The sequence below is a fragment of the Desulfogranum japonicum DSM 18378 genome, from assembly GCF_000429945.1.
GTDB lineage: Bacteria > Desulfobacterota > Desulfobulbia > Desulfobulbales > Desulfobulbaceae > Desulfogranum > Desulfogranum japonicum.
In genome coordinates this window covers 1-20,669 of sequence record NZ_AUCV01000033.1, presented here as the reverse complement: position 1 = coordinate 20,669, position 20,669 = coordinate 1, and the positions used below count along the sequence as shown (strand labels likewise).

Below are 20,669 nucleotides of genomic sequence, written 5' to 3'. Positions count from 1 at the left end.
CGGCATATATTTGTTCCTTTGAATCCAAACTTTTTATCTCAGCTCTTCAAGCACACCATTTTTTTCATCCAGGATACATGCCCGTAGATCAAAATCGTGGTAAAAAGTGAACCAGCTGTTTTTCCCCTTATATTCTTCAAAAAATTCTGTTCTCTTAGCTACCACGTCCAAGGGAAAATTATCGTAAGACATCACCCATAACGGGTTGGAATGATTATGGGTGGGTAAAAGGTCTCCCAGATGAACGGCACAGCCCCGGCTCCCTGTCAACTCCACTATCTGGTGTCCCCTGGTATGCCCGCCACTGTGCCGGACGCGCACTCCGGTAACGATATCCGCATCTCCTTCGACCAGTTCCAGCAATCCGCTTTCTGCCAATGTCTGGAAATTCAGCGGGAAATACGTGTGTGCAGCCCGGATATTCGGTTCACAAATATCCTCCCACTCACTGCGCTGCATGATATGTCGTGCCTTTGGAAAGGTGAGCTCCAGTTCACCACTGTCATTACGCAGGGCCACGCCACCGGCATGGTCAAAATCGCCATGGGTAAAAATAACATAATCAATATCCTCCCGCCTCAAACCATGCAGAGATAGAGAGGTGGGGACATCCCAGGCTTGGGACACGCGATAAATTTTCTGTTGTTTTTCCGTCAGCTTATTACCAAGTCCGGTATCAATCACGATATTGGCCCGATCTGTCTGAATCAGCAACGGATCATTGCGATAACTCAGGTAATTCTCTGCATCAGGGGGACATTTTTTGCTCCATAGGATTTTGGGCACTGCGCCAAACATGGCGCCGCCATCCAGCTGGTTATAGCCTCCCTGTAGCCAATGAATTGTTATAGATCCCAGGTCCAGTTTCGATGATTGCTGCATGATGCTTCCCCCGTTGATATATACGATACGCTATTGCCACATAGCAGGTACTATAAATACAATGGGAAAGAATCCAAGGAAGAAATTTCCAGGAGAGGGAGAGTATAGTAACAGGCTTGATTCAAAAAAATTCAGGAGCAGTCAGGTATCGATCATATTCCAGAATATGTTCCCGCAGGGTATCCTGAAGATTTTGAGCAACCGTAACAGGATCGACTTTTTTTCCCTGCAAAGAATCCATTATCGCTTCCAATTGCGCTGTAACCCGTCGGTGCTCCTGCCGATGTCCATCGCTCATATTGTATCCCCTGGCATCTGCTATTTTCTCTTCATTGACAAAGTGCAGGGCAAGAGCCTTAACCAGATATTGTATCTGATCCTTGAACTGAGAGTCATCTACAGAAAGAACTGAGAGCATAAAATCGATATTAGCATGTTCCTGATCAATATCTACATCGCCAACGGAATAGATCGAATACCACATTGTCCCTGTCTCGGATTGAAATACATTCGACATTATCTGCTTGACTCAAGTATACGTGAGCAAAATTTTAAAATCAAACAAACTGCAAGCTCTAAACCGTGATTTTTCTGATTGAAATACTAGATCACACCATCTCCTTACTGAAGAGAAATATTGACAGAGAGGAAAAGTCAGATTACCAAAACCTACAAAATTCTATTCCAAAATGGCTCTTTTGATTTATCATGTTGTCATAATTGGTATTTTGTACGTCAACATGATCTTCACGGCCTGTTTATGGAAGGCACTGATAGTGATGAAAGCAGTCTCCAGCAAATACTGCATTTTTTCACCAACGTGTCAGTGTGATTTTCAGAGTTAACTGAGACACTGATCATTGCCTCCGAATTGAAGGTAATACAGGAAAATGCAACACCCCTGCAACAGGGGATAAACATAGTGCAAATCACCTCGTGCACATTAAGACTTAACAGATATTGTCGTCATGGACACTGCACAACACATACAACAGCTTAAAAGTTCAATTGAAGCCCGAATTATCGGCCAGGAGAAACTGGTCACACGGCTACTGGTGGCACTGCTTGCAGACGGTCACCTCCTTGTGGAAGGCGCTCCGGGGCTGGCAAAAACAAGGGCTGTACGTGTGCTGAGCCAGGGAATTGAAGCTGATTTTCACAGAGTTCAGTTCACTCCAGACCTATTGCCTGCTGATATCACAGGAACTGACATTTTTTTCCCAAAAGACGGGTCTTTCCAATTTCAACCCGGTCCCCTGTTCCATAACCTGGTGCTTGCCGACGAAATCAACCGCGCTCCGGCAAAAGTGCAATCTGCACTCCTCGAAGCCATGGCGGAAAGGCAGATTACCGTTGGCAGTACAACCTATACCCTGCCGGAACTGTTCCTGGTCATGGCGACCCAGAATCCCATTGAACAGGAAGGCACATATCCTCTGCCAGAGGCACAGCTCGATCGTTTCCTCCTCCATGTCACTGTGGATTACCCTGACCTGGAAGCAGGGAAGAAAATTCTCCAGCTCGCCCGCGAAGAAGCGGGCAACAGAGAAAAAACCATCAGCAGGGATGTACAGATCTCCCAGGAAACCATTTTCGAAGCCAGGCAATCTGTTTTACAGGTATACATGGCCGATGTATTGGAAGAATACCTGTTGCGTTTAATTGAGGCGACCCATGGAAAGGGTAACCTGGACGATCGTATCAAATCATATATTCAATACGGTGCCAGCCCCAGGGGTGCCATTGCCCTGGATCGCTGCAGCAGAGCAGTTGCATGGTTGCAGGGCAGAGATTTTGTTTCTCCTGAAGATATCCATGACGTCCTCTTTGATGTTCTCAGGCACCGATTGCTGCTGACCTACGAAGCTGAGGCCGAAGGAATAACACCAGATCAGGTTATCCAGGCTCTGGTGGAACAGGTTCCTGTTCCCTGAATGCTATCACGCTACCCCAGCAGTTGAAACATGGCTACGATTCTTAATACACGCTCTGAACAGCACCACTTGTGGAAAAAACGCTATTCCAGTCCCGATACGGTGACTATTGCTGACCTGGTGCAATACAAACAGTACGACAAAGCCATTCCTCTCAGGTCTCAAGCCATCACAGGTATGCAGGCAGGAGGATACCGTTCTCCTTTTCGTGGTCGTGGCATGGAATTTATCGAAGCCAGACCGTACCAACCCGGTGATGATATCAGGCACCTGGACTGGCGAATCACTGCCCGCCTGGGGAAACCCCACTCCAAAATCTTTCAGGAAGAACGTGAACGTGCGGTCCTGCTTTATATTGATCTCACCTCAACTATGTTTTTTGCCACCCGCTGTGCTTTCAAATCTGTGGTTGCCGCCCATACGGCAGCTGCCGTTGCCTGGAACGCATGTCGAGTTGGCGACAGAGTTGGAGGACTTCTTGCATTAGGCGATACAAGCAGTGAAATTCGTCCTCAAAAAGGCAAGCGAGGACTGCTCCATTTTTTACACAGGATTCATGAAGCGCCGGCCTGGAAGGAACGGCATAGGCCACCTAACAGACTCATGGCACAGGAGCTTCTACGACTGCGCAGAGTGGCAAAACCGGGTGGACTCATTCTCATCTTTAGCGACATGAGAGCTTTTGACAGCGAAACAGAACTTGAGGTGGGGCAGTTATCACGGCATAATGACGTCATTCTTTGCCATATTTTTGACATCTTTGAACAGTCGCTCCCTAAACAGGGAAAGCTCCCCATAACCAATGGGCGGCAGACCATGCATGTACAGACAGGCAACTCAAGGTTTCGGAAACAATATGAACAGCAATTTTTTTTGCGACAGCAATACCTTCAGACCCTTTCACTTAAAAATGGCCTCCATTACCTTCCCTTGCCTACCCATGAGGACCCCATTGAAACACTGCGCCACGGTTTTATTCGGCGTCCAATGCAGAAAAGGGGGACCAATCCATGAATAGAGCACTACTGCACATGCCTGATTTCCTCATGACAGGAGACTCTTATGCCCTGCCCCTGCGCGGTTACCATATGCCCGATCCTGTTTCATGGTGGCCACTTGCGCCAGGATGGTGGGCTATACTTGCCCTTGGCCTGACCTGTATTCTCTTTTTTTTCTATATGACCGAAAAAAAGCAACAGGAAGCCTGGAGGGACAAAGCCATGACTCTTTTGGACTCAATATTCCAAAACACTGCCCAGGAAACCTCTCCGCATCTCCTGGCCAAACAAACATCCATACTGCTGCGTCGCATCTGCAAATCCCGTTTTCCTGAAAATCCCGGCATCCACCTTGTGGGGGAAGAATGGCTGCATTTTCTGGATAATTGTGCGTACGGTCCTGAACAGAAGCAAAGCTTCTTTCATAATGAGACAGGACAACAACTGTTGCGTGCCACGTATGACAGATCGGTTTCCGTATTGGATAGAGACGCTCTGTATACGGCATGTCTCTCATGGATTAAAGCCCTTCCTGCAAAAACCTGGAGAGAATGATGTTGCAGTTCAGCTGGCCGTGGGTATTTTTACTGCTTCCCGTGCCACTGGTCATTGTCAAATACTGGCCAGGCCATCAACATGAACCGGATACAGCCATGCTGCAGGTCCCCTTTCTGACTGATTTTGAGGAGGCAGAAATACACAGTTCCACTCTTTCCTGGGGCACCCTTTTTCTTCTCACAGTCTGCTGGATCAGTCTGGTAGCTGCAGCGGCACGCCCTATCTGGCAGGGAGAACCCGTGGCCCTGCAACTCAACGGACGCGACATGTTTCTTGCTATTGACCTTTCAGGGTCAATGGAGGTTGAAGATTTTACCCTTGGTTCATCCCAGGTGAATCGTCTCCAGGCCACCAAAGCCGTAGCGGGTGATTTCCTGGAACGTCGTAAGGGTGACCGCATTGGTCTGATTCTTTTTGGCAGCCAGCCATATGTTCAGGCACCACTCACCTTTGACCGATCCACGGTCCAGGCATTTCTCGATGAATCAGCCATCGGCCTGGCAGGTGACAAGACAGCCATCGGCGACGCCATTGGCCTGGCCGTAAAACAGCTGCGTGAGATGCCGGCAGAGCACAGGGTTCTTATCCTGCTGACGGATGGAGCCAATACTGCTGGTGCGGTGGACCCCATTGAAGCGGCGCAATTTGCAGCACAGGAGAACATAACCGTCTACACCATAGGTGTTGGCTCAGAGGAAATGACCGTCTCTACACTCTTTGGCCGCCGGAGCGTCAATCCTTCCAGGGATCTGGATGAAAAGACACTTCAGGCCATTGCAGCCACAACCAATGGCAAGTATTTTCGGGCAAAAAACAGTAAGGAACTTGAAGAAGTGTATCGCTTAATCGATACCATTGAGCCGATCGCAGCGGATGAGCAGTGGTATCGTCCGGAACGATCCCTGCATTATATCCCCTTGAGCCTGGCCGTTCTCTTCGCCTTACTGCTCTTTTTCAGGAAAGCGACGTCATGAGCAGTCTGCATTTTCTACGCCCCTGGTATTTTCTGCTTTGTCCCCTGCTTGTCCTGCTGGTGTACCTGCTGTACAGTCGCAGGTTGAGTAGTCGCCCATGGGAACAGATCATTGACTCAGTTCTTCGACCTGTAATACTCGTCCAATCGGCAAACAGACAAAATAAAAATATCGTTTTGTTATGCCTGCTTTTTTTTGTACCCGCTATATTCTCATTGTCTGGTCCGTCCTGGAGAAAGCAGGAACACCCTGTTTTCACAGATACAGGTGGACTGGTCCTGGTCCTGGATCTCTCCCGGTCCATGGATGCCGCTGATATCAAGCCCAGCCGCCTTTCCAGGGCCAAACTCAAAGTCATGGATATTCTCAAACAACGTCAGGGTGGCCAGACAGGCCTGGTTGTCTATGCGGAACAATCCTATGTAGTGTGTCCATTGACGCCGGATAAAAAAACCATCATCCTGCAGGTCAAAGCCATGGATACCTCTATTATGCCTGGTCAGGGTTCCAATGTGGAAGATGCGGTTACAAAAGCCAGTGAGCTTCTCCGGCAATCTGGTTCTCCTGCCGGAGATATACTTCTCATTTCTGACGGCATGGAAAACGAAGTGCTGCCACAGGTGGTGAAAGCAGCCAGTGGCAATCGAATTTCCATTCTCGGAGTGGGGACTGCAGAAGGTGCTCCCGTTCCTGATAGCGAGAAAGGATTTATGTATGACAGCTCAGGCAACCTGGCTCTCAGCAAATTGCAGAAAGATTCCATGAAACAGGTAGCATTAAAGACAGGTGGCATCTATCACACCATTACTCCGGACAACACAGATGTGGATCTATTGCTCCAGGCAGTGAAATCCCATGCAGACATGAAGAAAGCGGCAAAGAATACAACCATTGAACAGTATACTGATGATGGTGCCTGGTTCGCCGTGGTTCTGTTGCCTGTCGGACTCCTTTTTTTTCGACGTGGTGTATTCCTGACGGCTCTTCTCCTGGTAATTATCGGCCCGAAGCCCTCTCACGCTCTGGCATGGAACGACCTATGGCACAATACCAACCAACAGGCCATGGAGGCATTTAAAAACGACAAACCGGCCGATGCCGCCGAACGTTTCCAAAATAGCCAATGGAAGGCTGCTGCCCAATACAAGGCTGGAGATTACGAGGCTGCTTTACAGACACTTTCCCACTTTGACGATACAGAATCATCATATAACCGGGGAAATGCTCTGGCACAATTGGGAAGACTTGATGAGGCACTGGAGCAGTACAATCGAGTGCTCCGGGAAAACCCCGACCACAGCGATGCAGCCCATAACCGCGAAATCGTCCAGCAACTTCTTGAGCAACAGCAACAGCAACAGCAACAGCAACAGCAACAGCAACAGCAACAGCAACAGCAACAGCAACAGCAAAGTCAAACTGCCAGCCAGCAAAAAGGCAAGGAAAATTCGGCCGATAATGAACCGGGGGCACAAAAAGATCCTGCTGATACCAACCTACAGGAACAGCAACAACAATCTGCCCAGGCTCAGCAGTCATCAAAAGACATGCCTGAAAAAGATTCGCAAAGCGAACACTCCCGGTTCTCTGCCCAAAACCAGGAGCAAAATCAGGAGAACGAACAGACTGACGCGGTGCAGACAAATAATGCCCTGGCACAGCAAACTCCCGAAGAACAACAGAAGGAACAGTGGCTTAGAACAATTCCCGATGATCCCGGCGGATTATGGCGCAATAAATTTCAGTACCAGTACAAGCAGCTTCCCCGTTCTTCAGGGACTCGGCAGACATGGTGAAAAGTAAGGGCTGCGGAAAAAATAAATGATCCAATATCCTGCGCAATTTTTGAATGGTTATTATTTTCCGCACCTCTAAAACGTAATTACAGAACGCAAAAAGAGCCCGTAATATATCCCGTGAAGAATTACAAAAAAATATTTCTGTTCAACCATATCCCGGTTTTCTTTCTTTTGTGGATATTGTCTTCTGTTCCGGCCTTCTCTGCCACAATAACTGCCCAGGTGGACCGCAACCCTGTGACAGAAAACGAGTCAGTTACATATACGCTGATCATTGAAAATCCAGGCCGGGAGGAACCAGACTGGACACCGCTGGAAGAACAATTTGAAATTCTCAATCGCAGCAGCAGCACCAATATGCAGGTGATAAACGGGAGCACCAGTTATTCGCGCAGATATCAACTCAGTCTCATGCCCAAGACTACAGGTTTACTACAGATACCTCCCATTCAGGTCGGGAAAGAGCGTAGTAACGGCATTGAACTGATCGTCAAACTGGCAACATCCCAACAGAACGAAAAAGACAAAAATCTGTATCTTGAGGTTGAAGCTACTCCCAATGATCCATATGTCCATTCGCAGGTACTGTTGAGTGTACGCTTGTTTATTGGCCTTCCCTTATCCCAGGGGGCTCTCTCTGAGCCAACCATGGATGATGTTACCATTAAAAAACTGGGAGAAGACAAACAATACACCACCACCAGGGGGGCTCGCAATTATCAGGTTATTGAGCGCCGTTACGCGCTTTTTCCAGAGAAACCCGGTTCCATGACTATTCCCTCAATTCGCTTTGAAGGGACGGTAGGCAGCAGAAACTCTTTTTTCGATCCATTCAGCCAGCGTGGACCAACCAAAAGAGTCCACTCTGCTCCCATACAATTCACTATCCGTCCCATACCCGAGAACGCACCTGCACCATGGCTGGCAGCACGGGAACTCAAGGGTTCGCTGGATTGGTCTGCCCCCCTTGAAAAAATCCAGGCAGGTACGCCGGTTACAGCGACCATTCGACTTACAGCACAAAACAGCCTCGCCAAATTTCTCCCTGATCCACAGCTGCAATCCGATGGCAAATTGCGAACCTATAGTGATCAACCCCAGTGGAAAGACACAAGCACCTCCCAGGGAATCAGTGGAACAGTGGAAAAGAAAATAACGTTTATTGCTCCCGGTGAAGGAACATACTCCATTGCACCTCTCACTATTTCTTACTGGAACATTCAAAAAGATGCACCCGAGACTCTTACCATTAAGGGTGCCGATCTGCAGGTTCTACCGACACCCGGTGTGCAGGAATCAACTCCTCCAAAGGAAGAAGCAAGCTCCATACAAGCTAACAGCCCAAGTGCTCCTGCCACCCTTGCAGTTGCGCCCCGATCCTGGAAAGAACACGAATACTGGTTCTGGATCAGTTGTCTGCTGGCAACCGGCTGGGCAGCAACAGGACTGTTTCTGCTGCGGTCTAAAAAACGAATCTCCCAGGTTACCAGGTCCAAAGAGCACTCCAAATCCAGCAACGACAAGCTTGGCAGACAATTAAAACAAGTCTGTCAGCAGGGTGATGCGGAGGCCGCCCGCCAGCTGCTTGGAGAAGAAGCGGATCTCATCACACCTGCAATGAAGGAAACTGCCAGCCAGGAATTGGCTGAATATAAACGACAAAAAACCTTACTCAACCGTTATCTTTACAGTGCCACTCGCCCCGAACAGCCATGGGACGGTGATGCCCTGTATAAATCCTGGGTCGCGTTACGCAAGGCTTCACTTCACAAACACCAGAACACCAAGGAACCCCTCGCGGAGCTCTATGATTGAGCCATGGCTTTGCGATAAGCCTTTTCTATGGCATCGTTGAAGCAGATGAAACGCACTTCCTCGATACAGGTGCTGCTCTCCAGGCTCTCTTTGACCGTCCTGCAGGCAATACCACACGCCTGATCCAGGGGATAACCGTAAACCCCGCAACTGATTGCCGGAAAGGCAATGGTTTTCAAACCATTGTCTTCAGCCAGCTGCAAGCAGTGGAGGTAACAGGAACGAAGAAGTTCAGCCTCTCCCTGTTCCCCACCCCGCCATATAGGGCCAACGGTATGGATAATGTATCTGGCAGGCAGGTTAAAACCACTGGTCATTTTAGCCTTTCCTGTTGGGCATCCACCTAGAGGAACACAGGCTGCAAGTAATTCAGGCCCTGCAGCCCGATGTATAGCGCCATCCACACCGCCGCCTCCCAGCAATGAATTGTTTGCAGCATTGACGATGGCATCCACATCTTCTTTGGTAATATCCCCTACTCGAATAGTTATCTCTGCCATTGATGTCTCCTCCCTTCATTCATCATTTTTTTTTATGATTAGTACGGATTCTGATAGCATTTTTGTGTCAGCAGGCGTAGACTATGGATAATTAGTCCCAAACATAAAGTCGATAGGGCTCAATCAATGCAATACTCTCAAAGGTATGGGCTTCCATATCTTTTTTTATTTGAACAACCAGTGCTGTACAGTGTGAGTAACCAATCTGCCATATGCAATGACCATTCCTCTGATTTTTGGGAAGTATTCTGCCCTCAGATACTCTCTTCCGGATGTTCAGCAGTTCACCCCTGATCGTCTCTCATTCCAGAAAGCCGAAAGAGTTTAACGAAACGCAGTATTTTATCTCATCTTATCCACATTTATTGAACTGAAGCAAGATCATGAGCAAAAAAGACTACCGCGAAATCCCGTATAATTTCACCTCTGCCGATGACCGACTGATCATAAACCAACTCTTCGGCCCTTCGGTGTGGGAAGATCTCGAAGAGCTGCGGAGTCAAAGGGTTACCGGCAGATCGGCACGGTTGGTAATGCGTTTTATGGGTGATCTGTTTATCCTGCATAGAAACCCCTTTCTTTACCAGGAACTGATCGACTCACCAAAGCGAAGACGCTCTTTTTTCAAAACCGCAGAAACTGACCTTGCCATTATAGAGTCAACTGCCCAAAAGGTGAGCGTGACATCTGAACGAAGTACAAAGGTGGTCAACCTGGTGGACCTGTGCAGACAGCAACTGACCCTGTTGCGGGAAAACATCAGCGGGACGCCGAAACGTAGGGAAGATATCAAGAAAAAACTCGCCCCGATCATTGGCAAGGAAAATATATGCTTTGATCCTTTTTCCCTGATCAGCCATGCCACGGATGCAACCGACTGGCGTCTGTTTCTACCCATAGCTGTTCTGCGGCCTGAGACAGAAGCACAGGTCGCACCACTCATGGATGCCATTGCAGATCTCCACTTGCACATTATACCCCGGGGCGGTGGTACGGGACTCACAGGAGGCAGTGTGCCTGTCCGGGGAGACTGTGTGATCATTAATACGGAAAAACTCAACCGAATTTTCCCTATACATGAACAAGATCTCACCCAGGCTGACGGCACGGTTCAAACCACGCCTGTCCTCTGCCTTGAATCAGGAGTCATAACCCAGGATGCCATGGCATATGCGGACAAAGCCAACCTGGTTTTCGCCACAGATCCGACCAGCGCCTGGGCATCCACCATTGGTGGCAATATTGCAGAAAATGCTGGCGGCAAGACAGCGGTCCTCTGGGGAACCGCAATTGACAATATTCTCTCATACAAAATTGCCATGCCAGGAGCTGGCCTGTTGCAGGTGCGCCGCGAAGGCCATCCGTTACGAAAAATCCTTCCTGATGATTCGGTAGTATTTAACATAACCGATGAACATGACACCTTACTCCAGCGCATTGAACTGCAAGGCGATGAGATTCGCAAAAAAGGTCTCTGGAAGGATATTACAAACAAAGCGCTGAAAGGTTTACCTGGTGTACAGAAAGAAGGAACTGACGGTATTATCACTTCTGCTGAGTTCGTTCTTTACCGCGCATATGAGAAAAAAACCACCTTCTGCCTCGAATTCTTTGGCGCTGACATGGATGAGGCCAGCAGGGTCATAGTTGAAATATCTGAGGAATTCACCAACCAGGGTGAAGAAGCTCTTATGGCTTTGGAACATTTTGATGATGAATACATCAAAGCCATTGACTACAAAGTCAAGGCCGCCCGTTCCACGACACCCAAAGCTGTTCTGTTAATAGATATGGTCGCCCATACAGACGACCAGATAAAACACGGCAAGGAACGGCTGACCAGACTGCTCGAATCCTATGTGAACACCGAAGTCTTTATTGCAAAAGACAATGACGAAGCTGTACGTTTCTGGCGGGACCGTAAACGCCTTGGTGCCATAGCTGCCCGGACCAATGCTTTTAAACTCAACGAAGACATCGTGCTACCGTTGCCTGCGCTGGCTGAATTTGCCCGCTTTGTGGATGCTTACAATATGGATGAGGACATCCACAACAAAGAACGGATTATTCACGAGATCCTCGCCTACCTTGAAATAGCTGGGCCCATAGAAGACCCTGACTGGCTGGAAGCCAAAAAACCCAAAGCAGATGAACTCTGCATGCAGGCCATCAGCAACCTCCAGGCCGGTGGTAGAGATGCCATACGCATTGATACATATATCAATGGGTTGAAGGTTGAACTCCTGGAATTGTTTCGAGGATATAAACGGGTCAGCTCCAATATCGAACAGATTTACAAAGATGTTCGCAAAAGAAGAATCATAATTGCCACCCACATGCATGCTGGAGATGGCAACGTGCATGTTAACATTCCTGTTTTTTCCAATGATCGCTACATGATGCAGCGTGCTGAAAAAACTGCGGAAGACATCATGGAAAAAGCTGTTGCCCTGGGAGGCGTCGTCAGCGGCGAACACGGCATAGGCATCACCAAGATGAAATTTCTGGATGAGCAACGTGTCAACGAATTGACAGCATACAGAAAAAAAATTGACCCTCAGGGTCTTATGAACCCCGGAAAGCTGGAAGATTCCAATATCATTGAAAAAGTATTCACACCATCTTTCAATCTCCTTGAGCTGGAGGCCAGGATTCTACAGTACGGTTCCCTTGAAACCCTGTCTTCAAAGATTTCCCGGTGTATTCGCTGTGGAAAATGTAAAGCTGACTGCTGTGTTTTCCATCCCGGGACTAACCTTTTCTTTCACCCAAGGAACAAAAACCTGGTCATAGGTGCGTTGATTGAAGCCTTGCTGTACGATATGCAGCGTTCCCGATTTCCGCGCTTCAATCAGCTCAAATATCTTGAAGAAGTGGCTGATCACTGTACGATGTGCAGGAAATGTCTGCCCCCTTGCCCGGTAGATATAGACACGGCAGAGGTTTCTATCCTGGAGCGTCAAATTCTCCAGGACTTGGGCTACAAACACTCTCCTGTGCAAACAGTCCTTTCTCTGCAGTATCTCAAAAACAGGAATAAAACCTTTAATGCTGTATTTCGAAAGAGTGTGGTGGAATGGGGGGCTGCCGTGCAGAGAAAACTTTCTCCGATGGCTCAAAAACTGCCGCAGGAAACCATCAGCCACGTGAAGAGTCTGCAACTCCTCCAGTCACCCATGGCAAGGGCTTCAAAGGGAACGTTGCGCGATATTCTGCCAGCAACTTCCAATAGTGAAACGCTCCTCATACAGCCCAAGGAAAGCGTTAATACAACGGTCTTCTATTTCCCTGGATGCGGTTCAGAACGACTTTACGCTGATATTTCCATGGCCGCACTGTATATCCTGCTCAAAGCCCAGGTTCGTGTTGTTTTGCCACCTCCATTCCTGTGCTGCGGTTTCCCAGCCAAAGTCAATGCCAAACAGGCTATGCATGGTGAAATCAGTTTGCGTGACACTATTATTCTCAGTCAAATTCGTGACATGCTGGGCTATATCAACTTTGACGCGTTTGTGATCAGTTGTGGTACCTGTAAGGAATCACTCCATGAGATAGGTGTTGAAGATATCTTTGATTGCCCGATCAAAGACGTCTCCAGATACGCTGTAGAAAAAAATACTACTCTCTTTTCAAAAGATAACGCCTCTGAGTACCTGTACCATACCCCCTGTCATGATTCCATGGAAGGTCAGGGCGTATCCATCATAAGACAACTTGGACATACTGTGGAAGCAGTTCCTTACTGCTGCTCTGAAGCAGGCACCATGGCCCTGTCCAGGCCAGACATATCTGGCGCCATGTTAATCAAAAAAGGCGATGCCATCAGCGAGGCACGTAAACATATGCAGGCGAGTACTATTCTTACCAATTGTCCGTCATGCATCTCAGGCCTGAGCAGAAACAGTCACCTGAATATTCATCCCGAGCATCTTGCTGAAAAACTGGCCAGGGATCTTGGGGGTAATGCATGGCAAAACGAGTTGCCTTCGCTCATGTATAAGACTGAAATTGTGACATTTTAATTTCACTCAGCCTGCAAGGGCCTGACGCGAGATGTAACCATTATCGCCGACATCAGGCCCTTTCCATTCTTTGTTCCCTCCCCACAGGGTAACCCTCCGATAAGATTGACAAGAGCAGATGTTGACAGTAAAGAGAGAAAAAAAAGCTCTTGCTTGTTCACACAACCCGTCTCTTCATTGCGACAATGAGATATCGCTAACTTGGCTTCATTGAGCCTTTAGGGAGACCAGTCTATACAGGAGGTGTTGGAGCCCAAACGGACCCACGACACAACCCCTTATTATTACGGTTTTTTGCTTATAACGATGCAATGATCACTTGCAAAAGGCACTAAATTTGCTATACAATTTATGGTTCAAATTTTTAAACCCTAAGGAGAGAATTCAATGAAAACAACCAAAACGCTATTCCTGGCCTCGCTGCTGGCATGCACTGTAGCGGTGAGTGCCCAGGCCGCAGGCACAATTAAGGAACTTGGCCGACATCCTTTTCATACGCCTTCAATCAGCAGCGTAGAAGAACTCAAGTCAATGGCCACAGAAGAACAGCAATCCATCATGGATGGTTTTACCCTCGCCGGTATGCCTGAACTCTATCAACCCTTCATGGAGCAACTTGCACAGACTACCCCTGAAGTAAAAGAATATGCTCCCGGCGAAACCCTGAACTGGATGCTCTATAAAAGAAACGGGAATGGCCGTGTACGTATCATGAAAGATGTTACCTGGGGAGGAGAAGCTCCTTTTACAGGATTTGAAGTAGTTGTAGATTATGAAGGCAGCAGATACACATTCGTTGTCCCCATGGTGTGCAGTAATGTTGCCCTGAAAGAAATAGGCGCAATTCCTGTGGCTGTAAACCAGGATCCAACCTGTAGCTCATCCGTCACACCTGTCAACGCTTACTGCGGAGAAATGGTTACCATTGACGCAAGCAGCTCCACCGATGACAGTGCAGTCACCAGCATGAAAGTAACTGTCGTTGACAGTGAAGGGAACGTGGTCAGTGAAGAGCCTGTACCGGCAAACACCTTGATCTATCAGATGCCCATGCCTTGCGGAGACAACACTATCCAGGTGACAGTCATCGATGACCAGGGACAGGAAGCAACTTCGCAGGACTGCCAGACCGCAGTAACCGGAAAAAGCCGATTCCGCCCCGTTGCTGATCTTGGATACTACAAGCAGACTGACCCAGGCGACTACTTCTTTATCCGCGGTGGAATGGAATACAACTTCACTGAGGAATTTTCAGTACTGGGTATGGTCGGTATCGCTCCACATTTCAAGGGTGATGACGGCGAGACAGCATTCCTGGTGGATGTTATAGCTAACTACTCCTGGAATCCCGTTTTTGTTGGCTTTGGACTGGGTGGCTGGATCAGTACCGGTGATAATGACCTGGATACTGAAGATACTGATCTTGACCTGATCCTCAACGTCGGCAGCCGTATTTACGGAGAGCCTGATGAGTTCAATATTTCCCTGTTCCTGGAAGGACGTGCAGCTGTTGATGAACTCGATGATCTTGAGAAATACAGCCGTATAGGAGTTGGAGCACGTTTCCGTTTCTAAACGCAACCGTGTTAGATAAAACGCCAGCAGCTATCCAGGCTGCTGGCGTCTTTTTGTAAACTTCCACCGTACACCGGCCTGATCAGGCCTCATCGCATAACCAACAATAGCGAAAAAACGTGCTTAAACGAACCATGAGCACCGGATAAACAGTAACAGCTAATCGATTCATACCTGTTTTTTCATATCCCGTTGAACTATTGTCCTTTTCACAGTTCTGATATCTCTTCCTTCTCTGCCAATGTCGCTATTTCATGGCCAATGGCTTCCTGCTCTGCCAGAAACTGGCAGCCGACACTCAGGTGCTGAAAATGATTGCTATCCATCGACCAGCGAACTACAACTTCAGTCTTTGCCAAGCTCCGAAAATGTCTGATCCCTGAAACCTTATCAATGGTCAAGACAGTTCCTTCAGGCAAGTCAATGGCAGCCGATCTTTCCATTGCCAAGCCAACACCACCTTCGCCAATATTAAGGAGCTTAGCTACGAGTTTAATCGTGTCTTCAACGTGAATGTGCAGGGTGATCATTTTTTCTTTTGGAAAATAGTAGCGTTTATATTTTCGTTTTTCCTGCATGAAGATTCTCCTTGGCGAATCATTGGGTAAGCCAGTATTTCCCATATCAACAAAGTAACTAATCACAGGTACTCCACGGAGTCTCCCGCTGGTCGCTTACCTCTTTTCACGATCGCGGTTTCCCGCATAGATAGCCTACCGGAGTCTTCGCTTACCTGCGAAAAACCATGCTTGCCCAAATCTGGAGCACCTGTGATCAGTTACTCAACAACGTATCATTAAAAACAAATATGATATATCTCAAAGATATAGCGCATCCCATTAGACAGAGTGAACATCCTACTGGCCCAAAAAAACGCTCCATCTTTTTGTATGCATAAGGCAATGATATATGTGAAAAAAACATTTTTCAAGACCAGGGGAAATAAAGCTGATTTTTTCTAGTTAATGCCTGTTCATAAATGGCCTTTTGGCCAGATAGCTGTGTAATCTTCTACATTTTATAATCGTAATATCAGACATATAACTGTATTGAAATTTTAAACATGCCTTGCCCTCAAACAAAAATACTCATTTATGGACATACACTCATTATCATATAGATAATAAAGGTAATAATTTTCATCATTACACTCCCGTGCCTCCATACACCAAGCAGGAGCCAGATACTATGATATCTTTAATGCTTAGGGCCGCAGGAAATAATAAACATCTAAAAATTCCATAGGATATCGGCATGTTAACGTTGTCGCGTCAATGGTTCCCTACTGGCCGTATTGAGCCCTTGACGCGACGACGTTAGCGAGTTGAAAGACAAGCAAAATTGGATAATTAATTTCTTCCGTGACCCTTAACTTCTTGACTCCAATAACAATATTTTAAATTGACTAACAGATCTCATACGGGTAGCTTTCTATTCTATATTCTCAACTACTCATTGGGGAAGATGAATACGTTTGAAACTCCCCTGTATTTGTAACGGGTTACAGTGTACCTGAGGTTTTTACAAGCAGGCTGGTGCAGCGTATTGGGTTATACGTAAGCCAGGCTCATCGCGAAAAAATCAAGTACACTGTGAGCAGTTACCTCTATTTAAGAATCAACCACCTTGTGGGAGATCCAAGCATTTTCCCAGCTACTGACTTCAGGTTGGTTCAGTACACTTAAACAATTGGTCGTCTGTTCATATCCTTTGAACAATACAGGCAGGAAATATTCACTCTCATACGAGTGTGAAGGGTATAGCTAGCAATTCCCACGTTAATATTCCTTTGCTTATATATTCTGCCATAAGAACATGCTTATACATAAGACACTCCAATCGTGAGGGAGGCACAATGCACCTGCAGGCGTTCCCGCGTGAAACCTTGCTTTATTTTCCGATTCCGTCAATAACCTCAACCCCATACAGGACTAATCGTGAAAAAACAACTTCTTGAAATCCTTATCTGTCCCAAATGTCTTCCTGATGAATTTCCCCTTACTCCGCAGATCGACATCGCCACCCAGGATGATATAGAACAGGGTCTCCTCGCCTGCCCCCATTGCGGTGCAACCTATCCCATAGCCAATGGAATTGCGTATCTGGATCCGTTCCAGGATGATACGCAAATACAGAACAACAAATATGAACATGATACAGTTGTATCTTCTTATCTCTGGAGTCATTTTTCTGATCTGTTTGATATGGATAATGCTTCGGAAGCTTATGCAACCTGGTCTGATCTGGTTACACCTGTCAATGGTATGGGTCTTGATGCTGGTGGCGCGGTGGGACGATTCACCTTTGAGTTGGGCAGCAAATGCAATTTTGCTTTGGGAATCGATAATTCTATAGCATTTATCCGTACAGCCAGGCAGTTAATGCTGCAGCGAAATATTACATTTGGCTTGAAAGAGGAAGGGTATCTGACAAAAGAGGTCACCTTCACGCTTCCTGATCACTGGGATTCAACCAATGTAGAATTTATTGTCGGCAATGCCCTGGCGCTTCCTGTTCGCAAATCAACCATTGCCGCTTTTGGTTCACTTAACCTGGTGGACAAGGTCCCTTCTCCCATCAAGCATCTCATGGAAATGGATCGAGTTACCAGAATGGAAAATTCCCAGTTTGTCCTTTCAGATCCTTTCAGTTGGTCAGAGGAAGCTGCTGAAATCGAAGAATGGCTTGGGGGTAAAATAGAAGGCCCTTACCAAGGCAAAGGGTTAGACAACATTGCAGCCCTGCTGTCTTCCTCCACAGATAATCTCCCATCGCAATGGCAGATTATGACAAAAGGAAAAACGTGGTGGAAAATCAGAACACATTCCAACCACTATGAGCTCATCCAAAGCTGTTATCTCAAAGCCACGCGATAGGAGGTGCTATGCATATTGATACTGTCTGCCGTCTCTGTTCATCCTGCTGCCCCATCGTCGCAGAAGTGATAGATGACAAACTGGTCTCTGCCAGAAGAAAATCCATGGTTACAGAACAGGACCAGATTGTCTGCCCCAAACTCAACGCTGCGCCGGAGATCGTCTCTTCCCCAAAGCGATTGACCACGCCGCTTGTACGCGATGATAAAAATGCACCATTTCGTGAAGTCGGATGGGACGAAGCCCTTGAGAAAGTAGCACAACTCATGGAACAACACAAAAGGGCAAGTGGCGCGAAATCAGTTGCCTGGTTACGCGGCATGGCCGCAGATTGGGGTGCCCAGTGGGACTATCCAAACCGGCTGATGCACCATTTCGGATCTCCCAACACCATCGGCAACGGCTCGGTCTGCTTTGTAGGGCGAGACATGGCCCATTCGTATGTGTATGGGTCTATGGCCTTTCCTGAGCCCAAGGCTAGCCAATGTATCATTGTCTGGGGGAAAAATGATGCCAATACCACCTTGGGCGCTGCCGAGGCAATCCTTGCAGGTCATAAAAACGGTGCGCAATTGATCGTTATTGACCCAGTACAAACCAGGCTGGCAAGGAAAGCAGACCTCTGGCTGCAGATTAAACCCGGGCATGACGGTCTGTTAGCCATGTCTATGATCAATGAAATTATAACACAGGAACTGTATGATAAAGAGTTTGTATCTCAATACACCTTGGGATTTGAAGAACTCAAAGCTGCTGCTGCTCATTTTCCGGCGGAAAAAATAGCCCGGCAAATATGGCTGACACCTGAACAGGTTAAAAAGGTCGCATTTCTGTACGCTACCACAAAACCAGCCTGTATCGTTGACGGTAATGGTCTGGACATGCATCGTTTTGTCTTTGACACTACCAGGGCAGTTGCCTGCCTCAGGCCACTCACAGGTAACCTGGATAAACCAGGTGGAGATGTTTTACCCCAGCCTATTCCCGTTCGCAATATTCAAGACCGGCATCTACTTGAGGATACCCTCAAACCGATAACCCAGGATTATCATCTATTCAATACGTTCAGTCCAACCTGGGGAAACCAGGTTCAGGGGTGCATAGTTGACGCCATTCTTGACCATAAACCCTATCCGTTGGAAATGGTAATAGTGCAGTCAGGTAACCCCGTAATCAGCATGGCTGACTCACAACGAACCAGAGAGGCTTTTGCTCAGGTATCGTCATTGGTGGTCATTGACCTGTTTCTTACAGAAACCGCCCAACTTGCCGATGTGGTATTACCTGCTTCCAGTTGCTTTGAAAGAACACAGCTTAACAGATCATCCATCCGCAATAACCCAATTGTTCTGCAAAACGCTGTCATTAATCCTGTTGGAAATTCATGGCCTGACTGGAAAATCGTAGCAGGGATTGCGGATAAGTTGGGCCTTGATAAGGTTTTTCCGTGGAAAACGGCTGAAGAGGCCATCGATTATCAACTGGAAACAGCCGAAACAACGGTTGCAGATGTTCGAAATACTTCTAACTGCCTGCGCGTTGAACAGCAGCAGTATGAAAAATTTACCCAACATCCTTTTCACACCCCTAGCGGTAAAGTGGAATTTTATTCTGCAAGGCTTGCCGAAGTTGGCCATAATCCGGTCCCTTTTGCCGAAGGCACCATGGAAAACCCCATCAGTTTTCACGATAAATCTGACACCTATCCGTTTATTGGTATTTCTGGAACTCGTGATATTCGATTTACCAACTCTCAATTCCGCAATATCCCCTCTTTACTCAATAGCTCCACAGGCCCGGTTGCCGACATACACCCACAAGATAGTCAAAAACTGGGAATAGCAGATGGAGATTCTGTTAAGATTTCCACGCCAAAAGGAAGTATCACCATGCAAGCCCGCATTCTTGAGGTTGTCCAGCCAGGAACCATCCGGCTCGCCTGGGGCTGGGGAGAATACGATCCAAAGGCAAACCTCAATGACCTTACCGAGGATGATGTACGCGGTCCGATTACCGGCACATCAACCAGCCGCAGCTTCATGTGTAATATCTGTAAGGTATAATTTCCTGCAGCAACTCAAATACCATGAGTTGAGAGACAGCGAACAATACAAATAAAAAACCCGTTACCAGATTACTGGTAACGGGTTTCATTCCATATTAATTAACTATGGATGTCTGATGGTGAAGGCGAGAGTCGAATCCTGCTGTAAATAATATTTTATTTCAATCAGTTATGATTCAAGTTGCTTTTTGTTTTATTGTTCGTACCCTCTTTTGTACCCGCTTTGTGCATGGGTAGAGCAAATCGTGAGGTTCAGGTCGACAGCGAGGGTGGAATACAAACCGAAAGGACCTAACATCCCGTCATACGTCAGGAAAATTTCCATAAAAAAAACTACAAATAGACATCATACACACATGGATACACACAGATCGGGTGCATCCGATATTTATGGCACAACCTTCTGGGCCCATCTTTTCTTGAATTGCATAATAATTTCAACCGACTAGGTAATATTATCGCTTGATAAATGACAAAACTATAGTATAATATTCTGCAAAATCAGGAGGTTATACTATGACAATGGCGCTGGGAACACAAACTAGGACTGAGTATTATAAAAACATGTACGACGATAGTCTCGACCAACAAATATCCTATATTATCCAGTGCATTGATGCTCCCAATAACTCCCTTTTTCATATAATTGAGCAAATCAGGGAGAAGTACCC

General features: G+C 47.1%; 14 protein-coding genes. 10 read left to right on the top strand and 4 right to left on the bottom strand.

The window, feature by feature from the left end; all coding sequences use genetic code 11:
* Window positions 1-33 precede the first annotated feature (33 nt).
* Both G493_RS0115115 and G493_RS0115110 read right to left on the bottom strand, forming a co-directional pair.
* On the bottom strand, window positions 34-882 hold the full coding sequence (locus tag G493_RS0115115; protein ID WP_035274672.1) for an MBL fold metallo-hydrolase: 849 nt from the start codon (window positions 880-882) through the stop codon (window positions 34-36).
* 121 nt (window positions 883-1,003) lie between these two features.
* Window positions 1,004-1,399: a hemerythrin family protein gene (locus tag G493_RS0115110; protein ID WP_028581065.1), complete on the bottom strand. Its 396-nt coding sequence runs from the start codon at window positions 1,397-1,399 to the stop codon at window positions 1,004-1,006.
* A gap of 451 nt (window positions 1,400-1,850) precedes the next feature.
* Between G493_RS0115110 and G493_RS0115100 the strand changes: the two genes are divergently transcribed.
* The 6 genes from G493_RS0115100 to G493_RS0115075 all read left to right on the top strand — a co-directional run bounded on the left by G493_RS0115100 (window position 1,851) and on the right by G493_RS0115075 (window position 8,960).
* A complete protein-coding gene (locus G493_RS0115100) occupies window positions 1,851-2,816 on the top strand; it encodes an AAA family ATPase (RefSeq protein ID WP_028581063.1) in 966 nt (321 codons plus the stop codon).
* 30 nt (window positions 2,817-2,846) lie between these two features.
* Window positions 2,847-3,830: a DUF58 domain-containing protein gene (locus tag G493_RS29505; RefSeq protein WP_051309341.1), complete on the top strand. Its 984-nt coding sequence runs from the start codon at window positions 2,847-2,849 to the stop codon at window positions 3,828-3,830.
* Window positions 3,827-4,369 carry a DUF4381 domain-containing protein gene (locus G493_RS0115090; RefSeq protein WP_028581062.1) on the top strand — a complete coding sequence of 181 codons (543 nt, stop codon included), beginning with the start codon at window positions 3,827-3,829 and terminating at the stop codon, window positions 4,367-4,369. Before G493_RS29505 ends, G493_RS0115090 begins: the two co-directional genes overlap by 4 nt.
* The gene (locus tag G493_RS0115085) at window positions 4,366-5,346 is read left to right on the top strand and encodes a vWA domain-containing protein (RefSeq protein WP_205623694.1); all 981 of its coding nucleotides are present in this window, start codon (window positions 4,366-4,368) and stop codon (window positions 5,344-5,346) included. The genes G493_RS0115090 and G493_RS0115085 overlap by 4 nt, the downstream gene beginning before the upstream one ends.
* Window positions 5,343-7,142, top strand: coding sequence for a VWA domain-containing protein (locus tag G493_RS0115080; RefSeq protein WP_028581060.1), 1,800 nt, complete (start codon window positions 5,343-5,345; stop codon window positions 7,140-7,142). The genes G493_RS0115085 and G493_RS0115080 overlap by 4 nt, the downstream gene beginning before the upstream one ends.
* A 120-nt stretch (window positions 7,143-7,262) precedes the next feature.
* The gene (locus tag G493_RS0115075) at window positions 7,263-8,960 is read left to right on the top strand and encodes a BatD family protein (protein ID WP_028581059.1); all 1,698 of its coding nucleotides are present in this window, start codon (window positions 7,263-7,265) and stop codon (window positions 8,958-8,960) included.
* On the opposite strand, the gene G493_RS0115070 is transcribed toward G493_RS0115075, so the two are convergent.
* Window positions 8,951-9,460, bottom strand: a complete 510-nt coding sequence (locus G493_RS0115070; protein WP_028581058.1) for an O-acetyl-ADP-ribose deacetylase — start codon at window positions 9,458-9,460, stop codon at window positions 8,951-8,953. The two genes, G493_RS0115075 and G493_RS0115070, sit on opposite strands and share 10 nt — an antisense overlap.
* 383 nt (window positions 9,461-9,843) lie before the next feature.
* Here G493_RS0115070 and G493_RS0115065 point away from each other — a divergent pair, with 383 nt between their 5' ends.
* Both G493_RS0115065 and G493_RS0115060 read left to right on the top strand, forming a co-directional pair.
* Window positions 9,844-13,482 (top strand): DUF3683 domain-containing protein, encoded by a 3,639-nt coding sequence (locus G493_RS0115065; protein ID WP_028581057.1) that lies wholly within the window; start codon window positions 9,844-9,846, stop codon window positions 13,480-13,482.
* Window positions 13,483-13,869: 387 nt separating this feature from the next.
* A complete protein-coding gene (locus G493_RS0115060) occupies window positions 13,870-15,057 on the top strand; it encodes a hypothetical protein (protein ID WP_028581056.1) in 1,188 nt (395 codons plus the stop codon).
* A 209-nt stretch (window positions 15,058-15,266) separates the two neighbouring features.
* Here G493_RS0115060 and G493_RS0115055 read toward each other — a convergent pair whose 3' ends face one another.
* Window positions 15,267-15,635 (bottom strand): PilZ domain-containing protein, encoded by a 369-nt coding sequence (locus G493_RS0115055; RefSeq protein WP_028581055.1) that lies wholly within the window; start codon window positions 15,633-15,635, stop codon window positions 15,267-15,269.
* Window positions 15,636-16,994: 1,359 nt separating this feature from the next.
* Between G493_RS0115055 and G493_RS0115050 the strand changes: the two genes are divergently transcribed.
* Together G493_RS0115050 and G493_RS0115045 are read left to right on the top strand one after the other, a co-directional pair.
* On the top strand, window positions 16,995-17,933 hold the full coding sequence (locus G493_RS0115050; RefSeq protein ID WP_028581054.1) for a class I SAM-dependent methyltransferase: 939 nt from the start codon (window positions 16,995-16,997) through the stop codon (window positions 17,931-17,933).
* A gap of 8 nt (window positions 17,934-17,941) precedes the next feature.
* Window positions 17,942-19,996 (top strand): molybdopterin-containing oxidoreductase family protein, encoded by a 2,055-nt coding sequence (locus G493_RS0115045; RefSeq protein ID WP_028581053.1) that lies wholly within the window; start codon window positions 17,942-17,944, stop codon window positions 19,994-19,996.
* Window positions 19,997-20,669: the final 673 nt, after the last annotated feature.